Consider the following 17,393-nt stretch of genomic DNA (forward strand, 5'->3'; position numbering starts at 1 on the left):
GGATATCGTACAAAACGGCATGGATTAACGATTGAACGGTCGCCGCTTCTCTTTATAATAAAAATCAGCAATAGTCAGATATGCGACTATTGTTGAATAAATAATAAATAGAGGAGTGGGATTCCATGCAAAACGTAAACGAGAAAGTCGTCGTCATCACCGGCGCTTCCAGCGGAATCGGGGGAAGCCGCGGCCAAGCTGCTCGCGCACCAAGGCGCCAAGGTCGTACTGGCTGCCAGAAGGGAAGACCGGCTGAAGGCTGTCGTCGAACAGATCCGACGGGACGGCGGACAAGCCGTCTCGATTCAAGCGGACGTCGCTTCGTACGACGATATGAAAAAGCTCGCGGACTTCGCCTTGAAGCAGTACGGCCGCATCGATGCGCTCGTCAACAATGCGGGCGTCATGCCCGCCTCCCGGCTAAGCGAGCTGCGGGTCGACGAGTGGGACCGCATGATCGACGTCAACGTCAAAGGCGTCCTGTACGGCATCGCGGCGGTGCTGCCCGTCATGAGAGAACAGCGATCGGGACATATCGTCAACCTCTCCTCGGTGGCAGGCTACCACGTCAATCCGACATCCGCCGTATACAGCGCGACCAAGTTCGCCGTCCGGGCGATCTCGGAGGGGCTGCGGCAGGAGGAATCGCCCGCTTCCCGCATCCGGTCGACCATCGTCTCTCCCGGCTTGACGGAGACGGAGCTGCTTGACTCGATCGGCAGTCCCGAGACGAAAGCGATGACCAACCAGATCGCCGGCATGGGCATCTCTCCGTATGCGATCGCCCGCGCAATCGCCTTCGCGCTTAACGAGCCTGACGATGTGTCCGTGAATGAGATCGTAGTCAGGCCGACCGCGCTTCCCTAATCTCCAGACTCGAACAGACCGACTTTTTCCGAAATTCCGCCTTCCGCGAGATGCTGCAGCTTGTCCGGATTCCGGATCAGATAAAGCTCTCGGATGAGATTCTCCTCTACGCGCAGCAGTCCGATCGTTTGGATGCCGCCCGTCTCCGACCGGATAACGATGCCCAGCTGTCCATTCATATGCCCCAATTCCATCAGCACCTTGCCGTCGAATGTCGCAGATTGAAGCACCGGACCAAGCAAGAACTTCGCCACCAGGTCGCGGGAAACGATCGGTCGGGCCGCGGCGAGCACCTTGCCCCCTCCGTCCGCGACGAGCACGACGTCCGGATCGAGCATCGTCAGCACGCGATTGACGTTGCCTGCCTTGAGCGCGTCCAAAAAAGCCGTCCACCCACTGCCGCTGCTCCGCTTCGGGGCGCGCATGCTCCTCTTCGGCCGACAGCCCCATCTTTGCGCTCGCGCGGCTGAACAGCTTGCGGCAGTTCGGCTCGCTTTTCTCGATGAGCTGGGCAATCTCCTTGTACGCGAATCCGAGCGCCTCGCGGAGGACGAACACGATGCGCTCCGAGGGCGACAGCCGCTCCAGCAGCACGATCATGCCGTACGTGAGCAGATCCTCGCGGAGGACCGCCTCCATCGCGTCGTCGTCCGAGCTTGGAAAAGGCTCCGGCAGCCACTCGCCGAAATATTCCTCGCGCTTTTTCCGCGCGGATTTGAGCAGGTCCTTGCAACGGTTCGTGACCATTTTGCACAGATAAGCCTTCGGCTCGGCCAGCCGCTCGGGCGGCACGTTCGCGATCTTGATGAACACGTCCTGCACCGCGTCCTCCGCGTCGGATACCGATCCTGTCAGCTGATAAGCAAGCTTGAACAGCAAAGCTTTATATTTCGTATATAACTGCGCTTGCATAGATGCCGTCCACTTCCATTCGCATGGGCTTCGGCGTAGAGTCCGCCTGTTAATAAAACGAGGCCGGCTCTTGCTTTGTGACAGCATTCGCCGCGCTTTTTCAGCCGATGGTCACGCGTATTCTTTCCTGCCGACGGCTTCATATGCCCATTGTCACAGAACGGAAGAGACCGTCGTTCTATGTCCGTCATTCCGCAATCATACTCCCTATAGAAGGACGTGCATCTCATGAACAAAGTATTGTATATCACCGCCAATCCGAGCGACGACGAACATTCCTATAGCCTCTCCGTCGGCAAGGCGTTCGTAGAAGCTTACCGCGAAGCGAATCCGAACGACGAGATCGTTCACATCGACCTTTTCCAAGCGGATATTCCGTTCCTGGACGGCGAGGTGTTCGGTGCCCGTTCCAAAATGCACGCGGGGAATGCCTTCGAGCAATTGTCCCTGCTCGAACAGGCCAAGATCGGCCGTCTCGACGAGCTGGTCGAGCAGTTTCTGGACGCGGATAAATATATCTTCGTCAATCCGGTCTGGAACTTCTCTTACCCGCCGGTGCTCAAAGCTTATATCGATGCCGTCTTCGTCGCCGGCAAGACGTTCCGCTACACGTCCGACGGCCCGGTCGGATTGCTCACGAAGAAAAAGGCGTTCCAGATCCAGGCCAGCGGCAGCGTGCTGTCCGAGGGCGTATACGCGGACTTTGAAATGGCGCACCGCCACCTCGAAGCGGTCCTGAAATTCCTGGGCGTCCCCAGCTTCGAGGCCGTCTATGTAGAAGGCATGGCCGCGCAGGCCGACAAGGCGCAGGACATCAAAGCCGACGCGATCGCGAAGGCTCGCGAAGCGGCGCTGAGCTTTTAAGGACGGCGCTCTCTAAGCTACAAGATTGAATCGCCAACCATCAAAAGAGGAGCTGCCCCAAAAGTCATGAGCTGACGGGGCGGCTATTCGCTTTTCCGGCTATCGTTGCCCAACCTGCGTTCATGTGAGCTGGCTTGGGCCAAGGCGTTGGCGTGGGTACGAGAAGAGCGCAATTTTGCGCTATGCTAGAGCATCATGCGAGCGGCGGGGAAGCGGGCCGGGGAAGTTGGTCGAGCATAGCCTAATTTTGCGCTATTCTACAGTATCGCGCGAGCGACGGGGAAACGGGCCGGGGAAGTTGGTCGAGTATAGCCCAATTTTGCGCTATTCTACAGTATCGCGCGCGCGGCGGGGAAGCGAGCCGGGGAAGTTGGTCGAGTATAGCCCAATTTTGCGCTATTCTACAGGATCATGCGAGCGGCGGGGAAGCGAGCCGAGGAAGTTGGTCGAGCATAGCCCAATTTTGCGCTATTCTACAGTATCGCACGAGCGACGGGGAAACGGGCCGGGGAAGTTGGTCGAGTATAGCCCAATTTTGCGCTATGCTAGAGCATCATGCGCGCGGCGGGAAGCGAGCCGGGGAAGTTGGTCGAGTATAGCCCAATTTTGCGCTATTCTACAGCATCATGCGATCGACGGGGGGGCGGGTCAGCGAGATGGTAGGAGTATAGCGCGAGCGGCAGACGGGCACGGTGGCGGCTGCGCAAGCGAGCACACGGCAGGACCGCGCCTCCAACAAACACAAAGAGGCTCCATACAGAGCCTCTAAGCAGGACGCGCCATGAATCAACACGCCGGGAATCTGTTAAGACACCTCTCGATTACTTACTCGCAAACCACGCGTTCATCGCGTCAATCGCGTCCTGCCCGCCTTTGGCGTTGAAGTCCTTCACGTAGCTGTCGAACTCCGATAAACTGCGCTTGCCCATGATGAACTTCATGGAATTCTCCTCCATGTAGTTGCGCAGCTCCGTGAACTTGGCGTCGTACGCTTCGACGGACGGCGCGTAGTTCGTTTCCTCGCGCAGCTTCTTGTATTGAAGCAGCGGCTCGTAGTACGGCAGCAGTCCCTTGGCCTTCAGCCTCGCCGCGAACCCGGCGTCCGTGTCGCCGAGCGGGTAGATCGAACGCCATGGGATGTTGGCGCTTTGCTCCGGCGTTTGGGTGATGACGCCGTCCTTCTTCGTGTAGTCGGTGCCTTCGATGCCGTAGTTGACGAGCTCGTCGGTCTCCGGCGTGTACAGGAAATTCAGATACTGCGCGGCGCCGAGCTTATTCTTAGCCTGCTTCGGAATAATGATGTAGGTTGTGGAAATCGAGCTGTCCTGCAGGCCGGACTCCCCGTTCTTGCCGACCGGCGGCGCGATGAAGCCGACGGTTCCGCCTTCGTTCTTGTCTTTCAAAGCATTGTCGATCTCGGGCACGCTCCCCCCAGTACATCGGGGTAAAGACTGCGGTGCCGTTAATGAGCGTTTCCTGCGTGCCCTTCTTGATCGCGAATTCCTGGTCGAGCAAGCCTTCGTCGTACCATTGTTTCATCGTCTCCAAAAATTCCTTGTACTCCGGCTGCACCCACGAGAACACCAGCTTGCCGTCCTTGATCTTCGTCGGCGTGGCGACGCCGAAGGCCGCGGCGAAAGGCGTGAAGCCGTCGAAGAAGTAGCCCGGATTGGACGTCGCGATCGACAGCGGCGCGATGTTTTTCTTCTCCTTGATCGTCTTCATCGTCTCGTAAAACTCGTCGAGCGTCCCCGGCTCCTTAAGCCCAAGCTCCTTCAGGACGTCCGTTCGCGCCAGCAGACCGTTGCCGACCTTCTGGGCCTGGCGGTACGGAATCGCGTAGATCTTGCCGTCGAACTTGACGGCGTCCAGCGCTTCCTGGCCGGCCATGTTGGAGACGTTGGGCATCTCCTTGGCGATCAGATCGTCGAGCGGCTCGAGCGCGCCCTGCTTGGCCAGCTTGAAGTAATCGGATTTGCCGGCGATCGTCATAATATCGGGCACGTCGCCGGAAGCGAAGATGATCGAGATTTTCTGGGACGGATTCTCGAGCGGGAGCGCTTCGTATTGGATATTGAAGCCGGATGCCTCCCGCAACTTGTCGATCAGCCTGTTGCTGTTGATCGTGTCGGCGCCCTTAAACGTCTCCATCGCCCCGTGATAGAGGCGGGTGATCTTCAAGTCCTTGAGCGCCTTCGCTTGCTCCGTGCTCTTGGCGCCTCCCTTGTCGCTCGCCGTTGCCGCGGAAGTAGACGGTCCTTCCGTCTTGTCCGCGGTCTTGTTGCCGCTATCGTTCCCGCCGCATCCTGCCGCGAGCAGCATCAACGCCATGACGCCGATGCCGACGGCCGTTCTTTTCGTTCTTTTCGTTCTTTTTTTTGTCTTCAACATACTTGCGCGAGCCTCCCGTAAATGGATTGTCTACACTCTATACTTGCGACTGCGATGTGCCGGCCGGGAAAGGAAGCTTCTCTACCCTTTCACCGCGCCGAGCATGATTCCTTTGACAAAGTAACGCTGGATGAACGGATACACGCACAGGATCGGCAGGACGACGCAGATGATCGCCGCGGCCCGCATCGATTCCGGCGTCACGCCGCTCAGCACGTCGTTGACGACCATGTCGGCCGGTTTGTCGTTCGATACCAGCTGCAGCAGGAACACTTGCAGCGGCATAAGGCTCCTGTCCGTGAGGTACATCATCGCCTGGAAGAAGCTGTTCCAATAGCCGACGGCGTAGAACATCGAGATCGTCGCGATGGCCGGCATGGACAGCGGCACGTAGATTTGGGCCAGAATCCGCAGGCTGGAGGCGCCGTCCATGCGCGCCGACTCCTCCATCGCCTCCGGCAGCCCGCTGAAAAAATTGCGGATCAGAATCAGGTTGAACGGCGCCAGCGCGCCCGGCAAAATGACCGACCACAGGCTGTTCAGCAGGCCGACGTCCTTCACGATCAGATAGGTTGGAATGAGGCCGCCGCTGAAAAACATCGTGATGACGAAGATTAGCATCATAAAGCGTCTGTACGGCAGTCCGTTTCTGGCGAGCGGGTACGCCGCAAGCAGCGTGACCGCCATGCTGATCAACGTGCCGACGACGGTAATGAACAGCGAGTTGCCGAACGACACGTAAAACTGCTTGTACGAGAGCACGAAGTCGTACGAAGAGAAATTCAGCCCTTTCGGCCACAGCCACACGTCCTTCGCGACGACGTACGATTGATCGCTTAGCGACTTCGCCGCGATATGAATGAACGGCAGGAGCATGGAAACCGAGATCAACGATAAAAACGCCGCGTTCAGGAGTTGAAATATCGAATCGCCCCGGAAGCCCTTGACGCCAAGCTTTTGCGTTTGCACGGTCAGTACACCCCCTCTTCGCCCATCCGTCTCGCCAGCGTGTTGGCCAGCACCAGCAGGATGCAGCCGATGATCGACTTGAACAGCCCCGCAGCCGCCGTCAGGCTGAATTGCATCGTACCGAGCCCCACGCGGAACACGTACGTGTCGATAATGTCGGATACGTCGTAGACGGTCGGATTGTACATGACCAGCACCTGCTCGAAGCCGGCGTCCAAAATGTTGCCGATCCGCAGCAGCAGGATCACGATGATCGTCGCGCGAAGCCCCGGCACCGAGATATGCCAGATCTGCCGCCAGCGGTTCGCCCCGTCCACGGTAGCGGCCTGATAGAGCTCGTCGTTGATCCCGATGAGCGCGGCCAGGAAGATGATCGCGCCCCAGCCCGCTTCCTTCCAGATGTCCGACGCGATCAGGATCCAGCGGAACCAGCTCTCCTCGGTGAGGAAAAAGATCGGCTTGAAGCCCATGAGCCCGATCGCTTTGTTGACCATTCCGCTGCTCGGGGACAGCAGGTCGATCGCGATCCCGCCGATGATCACCCACGAGATGAAGTGAGGCAAATACGTCATTGTCTGGATCGTCCGCTTGAGCCGGATATATTTCATCTCGTTAAGCAGCAGCGCCAGAATAATCGGTACCGGGAAACCGAAGACCAGCTTCATCAGGCTGATCGCCACCGTGTTCCGCACGACCTGGGGGGAACTCGTCGAACAGGAACAGCTCGCGGAAAAACCGGAATCCGACCCACTCGCTGTCCAGCATCCCCTGCATCGGGTTGTAGTCCTTGAATGCGATAATGACGCCGTACATCGGCAAATATTTGAAAATCACGATCAACGCGATCGCGGGCAGCGCCATCAAGTACAAATCCCAGTGCTTGCGAATCGCCCTCAGCGGACCGCCCGTCGCCGCCAAGTCGGGACGCGGCAGTCCCGTATTCGTTTTCGCCATGTTCGTCTCCTTCGTCAGCCGTTTGGGTCCCTGCATCAACTATAGCGCGGGCCCGATCGCGGCAGTAGACGAATGGTTTTACTTTAAACGCAACATATTTGCGGTTGTTGGCAAAAAAAACGGCATCCGACCGGGTTCGTCGAATGCCGATGCTTTGGGGTGCCGCAATACCAATGGATCCGGACGCCTTTGAGCGCCGCTCGCTTAAAGTGTCGTTGCCCTATACATTCAAGCTTGTATGTCACTCGGCTTGATTCCCCAATATTTCTGGAAGTTCTTCGAGAAGTAGTTGACGTGCTTGTAGCCGACCTGCTCCGCCGCCTCGTACACCTTCGCGCCTCCCGCGAGCAGCGCCTTCGCCTTCTCCATCCGCAGGCGAAGCACGCTCTCCGAGAAGGAGCTGCCCGTCACTTCCTTGATGATCCGGCTCGCGTACGAGTAATTGATATACAGCTTGGCCGCGACGGTATAAAGGCTGAGTTCTTCCTCGCCCAGATGCGCTTCGACGTAGGCCATGATCTCTCCGACGGTCACGTGCGTGCCGGATCGGCGCCGCTCCGCGACGGAGCGGCCGATGCGCGCCATCATCCGCTCCAGCCAGGTCGTCACTTGCTCCTTCGTCAGCAACTGGTTGAAGTTCATAAAGTCCTCGTAGTCGGCGCCGAGCGTCTCCCGCAGGCTCCAGCCGTGCGCATGGACGATCCGCGTGAGCAGCGCCGTGATCCGCAGCAGCATCTCCTTGGCGTCCGCGAGCTGGCGGCCGGGCGAGAAGCCTTTCTCCATGAGCGCCGCGATCAGCGCCGCCCTCCTGCCCTCGCTGCCGGTATCGATCGCGATCTCGATCTCCTTTTCCATGTCGTTCATGTTGAGCCAGGACGCGTCGGCCGGGACGTCGTGCCGGTAGCGGATGATCGTCTCGCGACCCAGCACGATTCGCTCCTGCAGCGCCATGCGGCACTGCTTGTACGCGACCGGCAGCAGCGCGGGATCGGTCACTTCGGCGCCGATGCCCGCGCTCGCCGTCAGCTTCAGGCAGTCCTTCACCGTGCTGAGCAGCTTCCCGAGCTGCTGATCCGCAAGCTGGCGAAGCGCTTCTCCGCCGGCCGCGGAAGAGGCGATAAAGATGACCGCCGTCAAGCCGTCGTCGTCCTGCAGCGCGATGGCCTCGAACGCTGCATCCTCTTCGTCCGCCTCAGCCAGCACGTCCTTGGCGATGTTAAACAACGCAAATTGCAGCAGCGCGCGCTCGTCCGGCGGGAACCTGGCGTCGTTGCCCGCGGTCGGGTCCATGTCCACCACGGCGGACAGCAGCGTCCTTCCTTGCAGGGCAAAGCCGATCTCCTCGCTGCGTTTGGCAAGCTCCCAGCCGGCGTAGCGGCCGTTCAGCCAATTTTTGTAGAAAAGCTCCTTCAGGCGGGGCAGATGCTCCTTCCACCGGCGTTCGAGCTGCGACAGGTTGTGGCGGTCGTACAGCTCCTGCTCGCGCAGCCGCTTGGCGTTGAGGACGGTGTCCAGGATCAGCTCGTTCTCCGCCGGCTTCACCAAATATTTGAACACGCCCTGGTCGATGCTCTCGCGGGCGTATTCGAACTGATCGTAGCCGGTCAAAATGATGACCTTCGCGTGCGCATGGTCGCGTTTCATCAGCTTGGCCAGCTCCAGCCCGCCGACGTCCGGCATGTGAATGTCCGTAACGACGATATCGATATGCGCCTCGCGCATCGCGGCGATCGCTTCCCTGCCGTTCTCCACCGCGCCGGCCACCTCGATGCCGTGCGCCTCCCACGGGATGCCGAGCGCGATCCGTTCCCGGACGCGGTATTCGTCTTCGACGATCAGCAGCTTCATGCGCTTTCCTCCGTCCGCATCGGAATGATCAGCGTTACCTTTGTCCCGACGTATTCCTCGCTCTCCACGAGCAGATCGGCCGCCTCGCCGTAATAAAGCTTAAGCCGGGACTTGACGTTCTTGAGCCCGAAAAAGCGGCTTGACGGACTGTCCTGCGGCAGCCGGTACAGCTTGCTCGTGATCGTGCCCAGCTCCCGGCGAATCTCCTCCAGCCTGGCCGGCGGCATGCCCGCGCCGGTATCCTCCACTTCGACGATCAGTCCGCGCCCGTCCAGACGGGACCGGATTCGCAGCTCGCCGTCCATCGCATCCTTCTCGATGCCGTGGATAATCGCGTTTTCCACGATCGGCTGCAGCAGCAGCTTCAGCACCGGCATCCCCTTCGTATCTTCCGCCAGCTCGATGTCCGCGGTGAAATGCGCCGTGCGCATCTGCTGGACGCGAATGTAGTACATCAGATGCTCCGCCGTCTCCGCGAGCGTGAAGTCCTGCCTGCCCTTGCCTAGGCTGACCCTGAAAAACTTGGCCAGGTTCATCACCATGTCGCTGATCTCCCGCATGCCGTGCTTGACGGCGACGGAATAGATGGAATCGAGCGTGTTGTACAAAAAGTGCGGGTTGATCTGGGACTGCAGCAGATTGAACTCCGACTTGGCGAGGCGCAGCTCCTTCTCGTAATTCTCCTCGATCATGATGCGCTGGGCGGCCGCCATCTGGTTGAATCCGTCCATGACATGGCCCAGCTCGTCGCGGCGGACATGCTTGATCTGATGCGTCAGATTGCCGTTCTTGACCAGCTTGAACGCGCCTGACAGCTGATAGAGCGGCCGTAAAATCTGGATATAGACGAACCAGGCGATCCACATGGCGAGCAGGATGCTGAGCACGATCGTCAGGTAGGTGAACAGCTGCAGCCGGCGCGACTGCTTGAAGATCTCCGCCTTCGGCTGCTCCAGCTGAATGGACCACGCGCCGCCCGACTCGCGTATCGTGAACAGCTCCTGTCCGCGGACGCGCGCCGCCCCGGCGTTCGTCTCGAGAATCCGCTTGTCGCCGTAGAACAGCGAGATATTCATGTCCGCGGACGTTTGCAAATGCTGAATGACTTCCTGCAGCGCCGTCTTGCGGACGGCGAAGATCAGCACGTTGGGCTCCGGCGATTCGCTCAGCACGTCGAGCAGCCGGATGTAGTAGAGGCTGTCGTCCTTCAGGTATCGGTTGGTTCCGTCGCCGTTGCCGCTCTCGCCGCCGCCGCTGCTATCGTCGTCTCCGCCCCCCGATCCGGGGACGTACATCAACAGCGCCCCGACGCCGTTCACCGCCTGCCGGAACCAGGCTTCCTCCTTGATCCGAGGCCAGCGGATGCCGCCGAGCGTCGTCGAGACGCCGTTGCCGCTCTCGCCGTGCAGGATATAGGCCTCCTTGATCGAGCCGTTGATGTTGGTCAGGGAATTCAGCTGCTGCTGCACGGTGTGGACGTCGTACAGATTGTCCGGGACGAACGGGTCCCGCTTGTCCCGCCAGATGTTGACGATGCTGGGGTTGGAGCTGATGAGCAGCGTCTGCTGATCCATGTTGCTCGCCATCTGGTCCATGTAGGCCAGGGTCGTCTGCAGGGCGCCCTTCGTGCGCTCGCGAATCTGCTCGTTCATGATCCGCTGCGAGTAGTTGTTCGCGAACAGACTGACGATCACGAGCGGGATCAGAATCAGGATAAAGGTGAGCGACAGCTTGAACTGCAATCCCTGCGTCCGTCTCAATCCGTCGCCTCCGTCCCGGCCTCGGACGCGCTGCGCCTCGCCTTCCGCCAATGGCCGGGCGGCATGCCGTAAAATTTGCTGAACGCGTGCGTAAACGCATAGGCGTCCGAATAGCCGAGCATGGCGGCGATCTCCACGATCGCGTAGCCTGCGTGAAGTAGGTCGGCCGCCTTGTCCATGCGCAGCTTCTGCAAATAGCGGATGGGGGAGATCCCCATCCGCTCCGTGAACAGCTTGGAGAAATAGGCGCGGTGAAGGGACAGGTAATCCGCCACGTCGTGAACGGTGATTTTCTCCGCATAATGGGTATCCATATAGGCGACGCTGCGGGCGATCCAGCTGTCGATGCCCTGGCGCGTCCGCTCCGCCTCGCCTTGCGGAACGAGCAGCGCGAACACCTGATACAAAACGGCGCACAGCTCGAGATGCCGTTTCAAGTCGTATTTTCGGGGATGAAAGAGCAGCCGCAGCGCGGATTCGAGCTCCTTGCCCAGCACGCCCGTCAGGAAGGGCATGTGCCGGCTAAGGCCCGCGCGCTCGAAGAGCCCGGGGACATGCGGACCGTCCATGGAGATCCATGTCATCTGCAGCTCATGGCAGCCCGGCGCCAAGCTGTAACGATACGTATCTCCGGGGAACATGCCGAAGCAATCGCCCTTGGACAGCACGACCCGCTCGCCGCCGTGATCGAACTCGACCTTGCCCTCCGCGACAAAGTGCACGTTGTAGTATTCCAGGATCTTCAGGCCCGTCCGATAAGTCGGCTTCGCCACGTTTCGGCCGATGCGAAGCGGCCAGATGCCCCCTTTGCAGGCCAAGGCGTCGGGGATGAACAGCTGCGACTCGAACCACTCGATGGCGGTCTCCTGCATGACACATCCCCTTTCCGCATAATCCCCCCCTATTATAGCAAGCGCTTTCCAAACGCTGTCAATCGGCCTTCAGCATAAAAAACCTCATCGCCCGGAGAGGTTTTCTATGCGTTCATGCCGCTATCGTTCATGACACCGTCGTCCATGACACCGTCGTTCATGCCGCTATAGATGAATCATCACGTAGTCCTCTTCGACCGATACGCCGAACTTTTCCACGGTCACCTCGTAAGACTTGGTTCGCACCTTCCCGTCGACGACCATGCAGCCCGTCTTAATGTCGAACTCCCACTGATGCCATGGGCAGCGCACGATCTCGCCTTCCCGCTCGAAGCGGAAATCTCCCGGCCCCGAGGACACGACGGCCGCGGTCACGAGCCCCTTGCAGAGCTCCGCTCCCTGGTGGGGACAAACGTTGCGCAGCGCATGAAAGGCGCCCTGGATATTGTAAACGCCGATGCTGCGCCCCTCCACTTCGACGATCTTGCGCGCGCCGGGCGGGATCTCCGCTACGCGCGCGGCGCGGAACCGCTTGCCCGAAGAGCCGGCGGACCGCCTCGGCTCGGCCGAATCCGTTCCCCGCGTATCGGACCGCTGCTGCTCTTGTTCCGTCGCGCTCATCCTTTCGCCTCCTTCTCTCGCGTCGGCAGACCGTACAGTTCGGCTGCGTTGTCGTAATAGACCCGGTCCGCCAGGGCGTCGGCCAGCCGGGGCAGCGCCTGCTTGGGCGAATCGTAGTCCCAGTGCGGGTAATCGCTGCAGTACATCAGCGTTTCGTCGGCATGGATGCTGTCCAGCAGGGCGTCGAATAGGGCCCGGTTCGGCGTCTCGTCGATCGGCTGCGTCGTGACGCGGACATGCTCGCGGAAGTATTCGCTCGGGCGCTTGCGGACCCACGGCGTCTGCACGCGGAGCCCCTTCCACTCCTGGTCCATCTTCCACAAGAGCGGCGCGAGCCAGAGGACCCCGGCTTCCTGCAGCACGACCCTAAGCGTCGGGAAGCGCTCGAACGTGCCTTCGAAAATAAAGCTGGCCAGATGCGCCGCCATCGTCGACGGCCGCGCGCAGCGCGTCTCGATGTAGTTCGTCACGTACCCGGCGCCCGTCGGCGGGCTGTTGATGCCCTCGCCTTCCAGGCCGACGTGGATCGTAAACGGCAGGTTGTGCCGCACGCACGCTTCGTAGATCGGATCGTAATACCGGTTGCCGTAGGGCAGCGTCGCGCCGTTGCAGACGATGACCTGCACCATGTCGGCTCTGCCGCCGACGCGGTCGATCTCCTTCGCGGCGAGCCGCGGCTCCTGCTTCGGGATCATGACCGAGCCCCGCAGCCGGCTGTCCCGCGACAGCCAATGCTCGATCGTATAGTCGTTAATCGCGCTGCAGGTCGCAGCCGCGTAGTCGTAGTTGATCGTCGCCTGCATACCGTAGCCTTCCCCGGTCAGAATGCCGTACGCGACGTTGTAGCGGTCGAGATGCTGCCGCTGCATGAGCGCCAGATCGCTGCCGGCGCGGCCGCCTTCCTCCGGATAAGCGTCGGCCATCCGTCCGCCGACCCCGCCGTTAAAATGCATGCCGCCCGGATACGCGGGTCCGTACGCCTCGACCATCTCCCGGTAATGCCGCGGCAAATAAGGCTTGATCTCTTCCAATCCCGAAATCTGGTGAATGTCGCAGTCGATGATAGGTCGTTTGGCTTTGCTCTTCTTGTCCGCCGGCGACGGCGTCTCGGCTTGCGAAGTCTGCATGCGAGGTGCACCTCCAAGGTTTCAACGGAACCGCCGGGCGGCGCTTCGAGAGCCGTCCGGCGATTCGATCGCTTGACCTTCATGTTAAAGCGCAGGTCCTCGAACGCCAATGCTGCCTTGTCTGGCGTTTTTGCGATTTTGTAAGGTTACCGCCCTTCAGGTTCTTACGGCTCATACCTGCTTCACGACGACATCGTCGAAATACGCCTGGGCGAAATGGGTGTACACGCCGATTTTCCCGCTTGCGAGTGAAGCATCCGTCGCATTGATCTTGAGCGTTCCGTCGACGTAGGCCTTCATCGCGCTCCCGTTCAACTCGAGCTTAAACAGATGCTGCGCGCCCGTGCTCAGCGTCAACGAGGTTGAAGCGACGGTGCTCTCCGTGCCCCCTACGACCTTGCGGAGCGTCAACTGCCCCAGATTGTTGTCGTAGTACACGTAATAGTAGTTGTCTTTGTCCGCGAACCGCGCTACAAGTCCGATCCTGCCGTAAAGGCTCTGCCACTGATCGGCTTTGATCTTGGCCTCCACGCTGTAATTCGTCCAGCCCGCGTCCCCGGCCGTAGACTTGGAGCCGCCTTTGTCGAAGTTGTCGGCCAGATAGACGTACGAGCCCCCGTTCGAGACGACGCTGAAGTTGCCCCAGGAGCTGGCCACCGTCCAGCCGGCCGCCGTACCGCTCTCGAACTGCTCCTTGAACAGCAGATCGCTCGTCGTGACGGCGGTCGGCCCGCTTCCCGCAGAAACGTTGCCCGACGGATCGAACGCCTTCACGACATAGTGATACGTCGTAAGCCCCGTAACGCTCTTGTCGACGTAACGCGTGACGTTGCCGTTAAGCGAAGCGATCTGCGTACCGTCGCGATAAAGCTTGTAGCCGGAGACGCCGACGTTGTCCGTGGATTTGGTCCAAGACAGCTCCACCTTGGCGGCCGTGTCGGACACCGCGGCGACGCCGGAGGGCACCGTCGGCGCGGTCAGATCCGTGCCGGTGACCGGATCGTACACCAGCTCGAACGCGTAGCCTTTGTCGGTTTCCAGCGGCACCGAGATCGTCGTGCCGGTCACCGTGACGGGCACCTCCGCCAGCCGCACGCCGTTCTGCGCGAGCTTGTAGGCTTTGTAAGCCGACGGCGTGCGCGTCGTATCGAGCTTGAACTCGCCCAGGCCGTACTTCACGAGCGTCGGCAGCGTGCCTTGGTGATACGTCGTGAGGCCGCCGGACGTCACCTCGTACTCGCCGGTCCCGGCGGCGTCGGTCGTATAGGCGAGCAGGATCCGGCCGCTCTCGTCCAGCGGTTCGTCGTCGAGCGACAAAGCCGACACCGTGCCGTGCGCCAGGTCTCCGCGCAGCGTGACGGCGCCGAGCTCGTAGCCGCTGCCGTCCAACGTGCCGACGGCCGCCGCCGCGTACGGCGTGTTGATCAGGTACGTATTCGTGTTCAGGTCGAACGCGAGCTCGCCGGTATCCGAGACCAGCAGGTCGTCGTCCAGGGCATCCTTCATGGATGCCTTGAGCCCCGCGTCGTCGAGCGCGTCGATGAACGTCTCCGCGACCTCCTTCATCGTCATCGCGTTCGTGATCGTAATCTCATTGGCGCTCGGGATATCCCCGGCCTCGATATCGGCCGGCGTCAGATCGGGCGTGATCTTGTAGATGGCATAAGGCGCGGCCGGGTGGTCCGCGTATACCGTCACCGTCTTGAACAGATGCGGAATCATCATGCGGTTGCGCTCCTGATCCTGGTTTTCGGTCGCGGAGCCGTGCGTCGTCACCCAATTTTTATCCCTGACGATGACGAACTTCGGCTCGCTCTCCGCGACGTGTCCCCTGCGGAACAGAAGCGCGCTCTGATACTCCGACATCGTCGCCAGCGTGTCCGTGACGGAGTCGAAGGAGATGGCGCCGCCGAGCGGCGCCTCGTTGACCGCCTCGTTCACCCGGCTGCTGAAGTCGAAGCGGTTCATCATATCCCAGCCGTTGTAAGCCCCGGCCGCGGACGAGATCAAGCCGAGCTCGTCTCGCCCGTCGGTCGGGAACTCCTGGTTGAACTCCGTCAGCGCGAAGGGCTTCCGGTACAGCTGGCCGAGCGCCAGGGCGGGAATGTAATTTTTGATAATCGACGAACCGTACTGCGGAGCGTAGCTAGCCGCCGTCGCAGGATCGAACACGGTGCTGTAGCGCGGATGCGTAAGCGGGTTGTAAGTGAAGACGCCTCTTCCGTTGACCAGCCCGTTGTATAGATGCGTCTCCTGAACGTCCGCCTGCGTCCGCCAGTAGTTGGCCAGCGAATCGTTAATGTAGTTGATGCCGCCGATCGGCGCGCGGACGCCTACAACGTTCTTCAAGTACGACTTCATGTCGCCGTTGGCCGCGAACTGCTTCTCGGTAAAGTACGCGGTCATGAGGTCCCGGACGCCGGACGGCGACCAGAAGCTCGTCGGAAACGTCGACACCGTCGGCAGCCCTTTGCCGGTCAAATAGGCGTTGAAGTCCGTCTTGATCCAGTTGTTGAAGTTGGCGTCGGAAAAGCTGGCGTTGTAGAGCAGCGATTCGTTGACCGGGGAAAGTCCCATCAGCTGGGGATCGTCCTTCAGCGCAAGACCGGTATACGGATTCACGTGCGACAGGAGCTGGCTCGCGAAAGACTTCCAGATGGCGATCCCGTCCGGCATGAGCGTCGCCAAATACTTGGACGCGGTCGCGCCGTACGTGTTCAGGCTCGGGACGCCGGAGAAATCGGCATACGCCAAAATGTCCATGTCGATATAAATGCCGCGCGCCTTGAGCAAGGCGTTGAAATACTCGAAATTGTCGAGCTTGGCCGCGTTCAGCGTCACCGTGGTGGAGGTGGGCTTCGCCATCAAACCTTTAGCCCAGTCATAGTTCTGGTCCACGGAGGAATACCGCACGACGTTGTAGCCCATGGCGGCGAGCCGGTCCGCGATCACGACCATCTCCGCGTGCGTCGGATCGGTGCCGTAGCTGCCGTTCAGGTTGCCGCCGTAGAACTTCACCTTCTTCGCCGGTTCGTCCTCGAATACGTAATCGCCGTCCGCGTCGATCTGGACGAAGCCCTTGTCTCCCGCGGGCGCGTCGTTCAGGAACGACAAATCCAGCGCGCTGCCGGGCGCCACGGCCATCGTCGTGTCGATCGCCCGCCAGTCGCTGCCGGCCACGATCGGATCCGCGTTCGCCACCTCCGCCTTGCCCGCGACGGAAGCGACGGGGACAAGCAGGGCAAGCGACAGGGCGACGGCCGTCGGTTTGGTCATTATTCTCATCATCCAGGTCTCCTCTTTAACTAGAAATAAATTGGAAATAAGATTTGAATGCGCTTACAAATTGCGATGCCCTTCCGGCTGCTCGCGCTTCATCTCCTTCCCCGCCAGTTCAGCAATATCATAGAATCAGTCGGATCGGCCGACAATGTTCGTCCGTCGGCAGTTTTTGCGCGTTCGTCAGCATGGCTTATTACACGAACAAAAATGGCCGGCTTCGTATGTCCTCTCCCAGCTAAGAACGACCGAAGCCGTCCCATCCAGGAGCGTCCTCTTGCCCGGGCCCAGACGTTCCTATCCAGAAACTCCCGGAGGTTCGTGCGATGCGTGTGGGCGTGTAGGCGTGTGGGTCGCGGGAGTCCCTATCCGGGAACTCCCGGGCGGCTCGTGTGGGGCGTGGACCGCCGGAGTTCCTATCCAGGAATTCCCCGGCGGTTCGTGTGGGTCGTGGACCGCTGGAGTTCCTATCCAGGAACTCCCGGGCGGCTCGGGCGGTGTGTGGCGGCCGCTGGAGTTCCTATCCAGGAACTCCCCGGCGGCTCGTGTGGGTCGTGGACCGCTGGAGTTCCTATCCAGAAACTTCCAGGCGGTTCGTGCGGTGTGTGGACCGCAGGAGTTCCTATCCAGGAACTCCCGGGCAGCACGTGCGGGGCGTGGGTCGCATGAGTTCCTGTTCAGGAACTCCCGGGCGGCTCGTGCGGGGCGTGGGTCGCATGAGTTCCTGTTCAGGAACTCCCGGGCGGCTCGTGCGGGGCGTGGGCCGCAGGAGTTCCTATCCAGGAACTCCCCGGCGGTTCGTCCGGTGTGTGGGCCGCAGGAGTTCCTATTCAGGAACTCCCGGGCGGTTCGTGCGGGGCGTGGACCGCAGGAATTCCTATCCAGGAACTCCTGAGCGGTTCGTCCGGTGTGGGCCGGCCACTCCCTCG

The 17,393-nt window shown here is 60.6% G+C and carries 13 protein-coding genes and 2 pseudogenes; 2 read left to right on the forward strand and 13 right to left on the reverse strand.

The features are described from left to right. Positions 1-125 precede the first annotated feature (125 nt). Positions 126-867, forward strand: a pseudogene (locus OMP38_RS18840) (SDR family oxidoreductase). Here OMP38_RS18840 and OMP38_RS34810 read toward each other — a convergent pair. Together OMP38_RS34810 and OMP38_RS34815 are read right to left on the reverse strand one after the other, a co-directional pair. Beyond that, positions 864-1,247 (reverse strand): sigma-70 family RNA polymerase sigma factor family protein, encoded by a 384-nt coding sequence (locus OMP38_RS34810; RefSeq protein WP_338130541.1) that lies wholly within the window; start codon positions 1,245-1,247, stop codon positions 864-866. The pseudogene OMP38_RS18840 and the gene OMP38_RS34810 sit on opposite strands and share 4 nt — an antisense overlap. A gap of 127 nt (positions 1,248-1,374) precedes the next feature. After that, a pseudogene (locus tag OMP38_RS34815) lies at positions 1,375-1,866 on the reverse strand (sigma-70 family RNA polymerase sigma factor); the annotation flags it as partial. 141 nt (positions 1,867-2,007) lie between these two features. On the opposite strand from OMP38_RS34815, the gene OMP38_RS18850 reads away from it, so the two are divergent. Beyond that, on the forward strand, positions 2,008-2,643 hold the full coding sequence (locus OMP38_RS18850) for an FMN-dependent NADH-azoreductase (protein WP_277566476.1): 636 nt from the start codon (positions 2,008-2,010) through the stop codon (positions 2,641-2,643). A gap of 821 nt (positions 2,644-3,464) precedes the next feature. Here the strand turns inward: OMP38_RS18850 and OMP38_RS18855 are convergent. From OMP38_RS18855 to OMP38_RS18905, 11 genes are all read right to left on the reverse strand, one after another. Then, positions 3,465-4,010, reverse strand: a complete 546-nt coding sequence (locus OMP38_RS18855; RefSeq protein WP_277533122.1) for a type 2 periplasmic-binding domain-containing protein — start codon at positions 4,008-4,010, stop codon at positions 3,465-3,467. After that, a complete protein-coding gene (locus tag OMP38_RS18860) occupies positions 3,922-5,034 on the reverse strand; it encodes an extracellular solute-binding protein (protein WP_277566477.1) in 1,113 nt (370 codons plus the stop codon). The genes OMP38_RS18855 and OMP38_RS18860 overlap by 89 nt, the downstream gene beginning before the upstream one ends. An 81-nt stretch (positions 5,035-5,115) precedes the next feature. Then, positions 5,116-6,003: a carbohydrate ABC transporter permease gene (locus OMP38_RS18865; RefSeq protein WP_277566478.1), complete on the reverse strand. Its 888-nt coding sequence runs from the start codon at positions 6,001-6,003 to the stop codon at positions 5,116-5,118. A 2-nt stretch (positions 6,004-6,005) separates the two neighbouring features. Next, complete coding sequence (locus tag OMP38_RS18870) at positions 6,006-6,695, reverse strand: ABC transporter permease (RefSeq protein WP_277566479.1); 690 nt, start codon at positions 6,693-6,695, stop codon at positions 6,006-6,008. Then, positions 6,616-6,957 carry a hypothetical protein gene (locus tag OMP38_RS18875; protein WP_277566480.1) on the reverse strand — a complete coding sequence of 114 codons (342 nt, stop codon included), beginning with the start codon at positions 6,955-6,957 and terminating at the stop codon, positions 6,616-6,618. Before OMP38_RS18875 ends, OMP38_RS18870 begins: the two co-directional genes overlap by 80 nt. 228 nt (positions 6,958-7,185) lie before the next feature. Beyond that, on the reverse strand, positions 7,186-8,805 hold the full coding sequence (locus OMP38_RS18880; protein WP_277566481.1) for a response regulator: 1,620 nt from the start codon (positions 8,803-8,805) through the stop codon (positions 7,186-7,188). Continuing rightward, positions 8,802-10,565, reverse strand: a complete 1,764-nt coding sequence (locus OMP38_RS18885) for a sensor histidine kinase (protein WP_277566482.1) — start codon at positions 10,563-10,565, stop codon at positions 8,802-8,804. The genes OMP38_RS18880 and OMP38_RS18885 overlap by 4 nt, the downstream gene beginning before the upstream one ends. After that, positions 10,562-11,437, reverse strand: coding sequence for a helix-turn-helix domain-containing protein (locus tag OMP38_RS18890; RefSeq protein ID WP_277566483.1), 876 nt, complete (start codon positions 11,435-11,437; stop codon positions 10,562-10,564). Before OMP38_RS18890 ends, OMP38_RS18885 begins: the two co-directional genes overlap by 4 nt. Before the next feature lie 165 nt (positions 11,438-11,602). Continuing rightward, positions 11,603-12,058, reverse strand: coding sequence for a Rieske (2Fe-2S) protein (locus OMP38_RS18895; RefSeq protein ID WP_277566484.1), 456 nt, complete (start codon positions 12,056-12,058; stop codon positions 11,603-11,605). After that, positions 12,055-13,185, reverse strand: a complete 1,131-nt coding sequence (locus OMP38_RS18900) for an amidohydrolase family protein (protein ID WP_277566485.1) — start codon at positions 13,183-13,185, stop codon at positions 12,055-12,057. The genes OMP38_RS18895 and OMP38_RS18900 overlap by 4 nt, the downstream gene beginning before the upstream one ends. 171 nt (positions 13,186-13,356) lie before the next feature. Next, a complete protein-coding gene (locus OMP38_RS18905; protein ID WP_277566486.1) occupies positions 13,357-16,473 on the reverse strand; it encodes a fibronectin type III domain-containing protein in 3,117 nt (1,038 codons plus the stop codon). Positions 16,474-17,393: the final 920 nt, after the last annotated feature.

Source organism: Cohnella ginsengisoli (assembly GCF_029525555.1).
In the GTDB taxonomy this organism is placed as follows: Bacteria; Bacillota; Bacilli; order Paenibacillales; family Paenibacillaceae; genus Cohnella; species Cohnella ginsengisoli.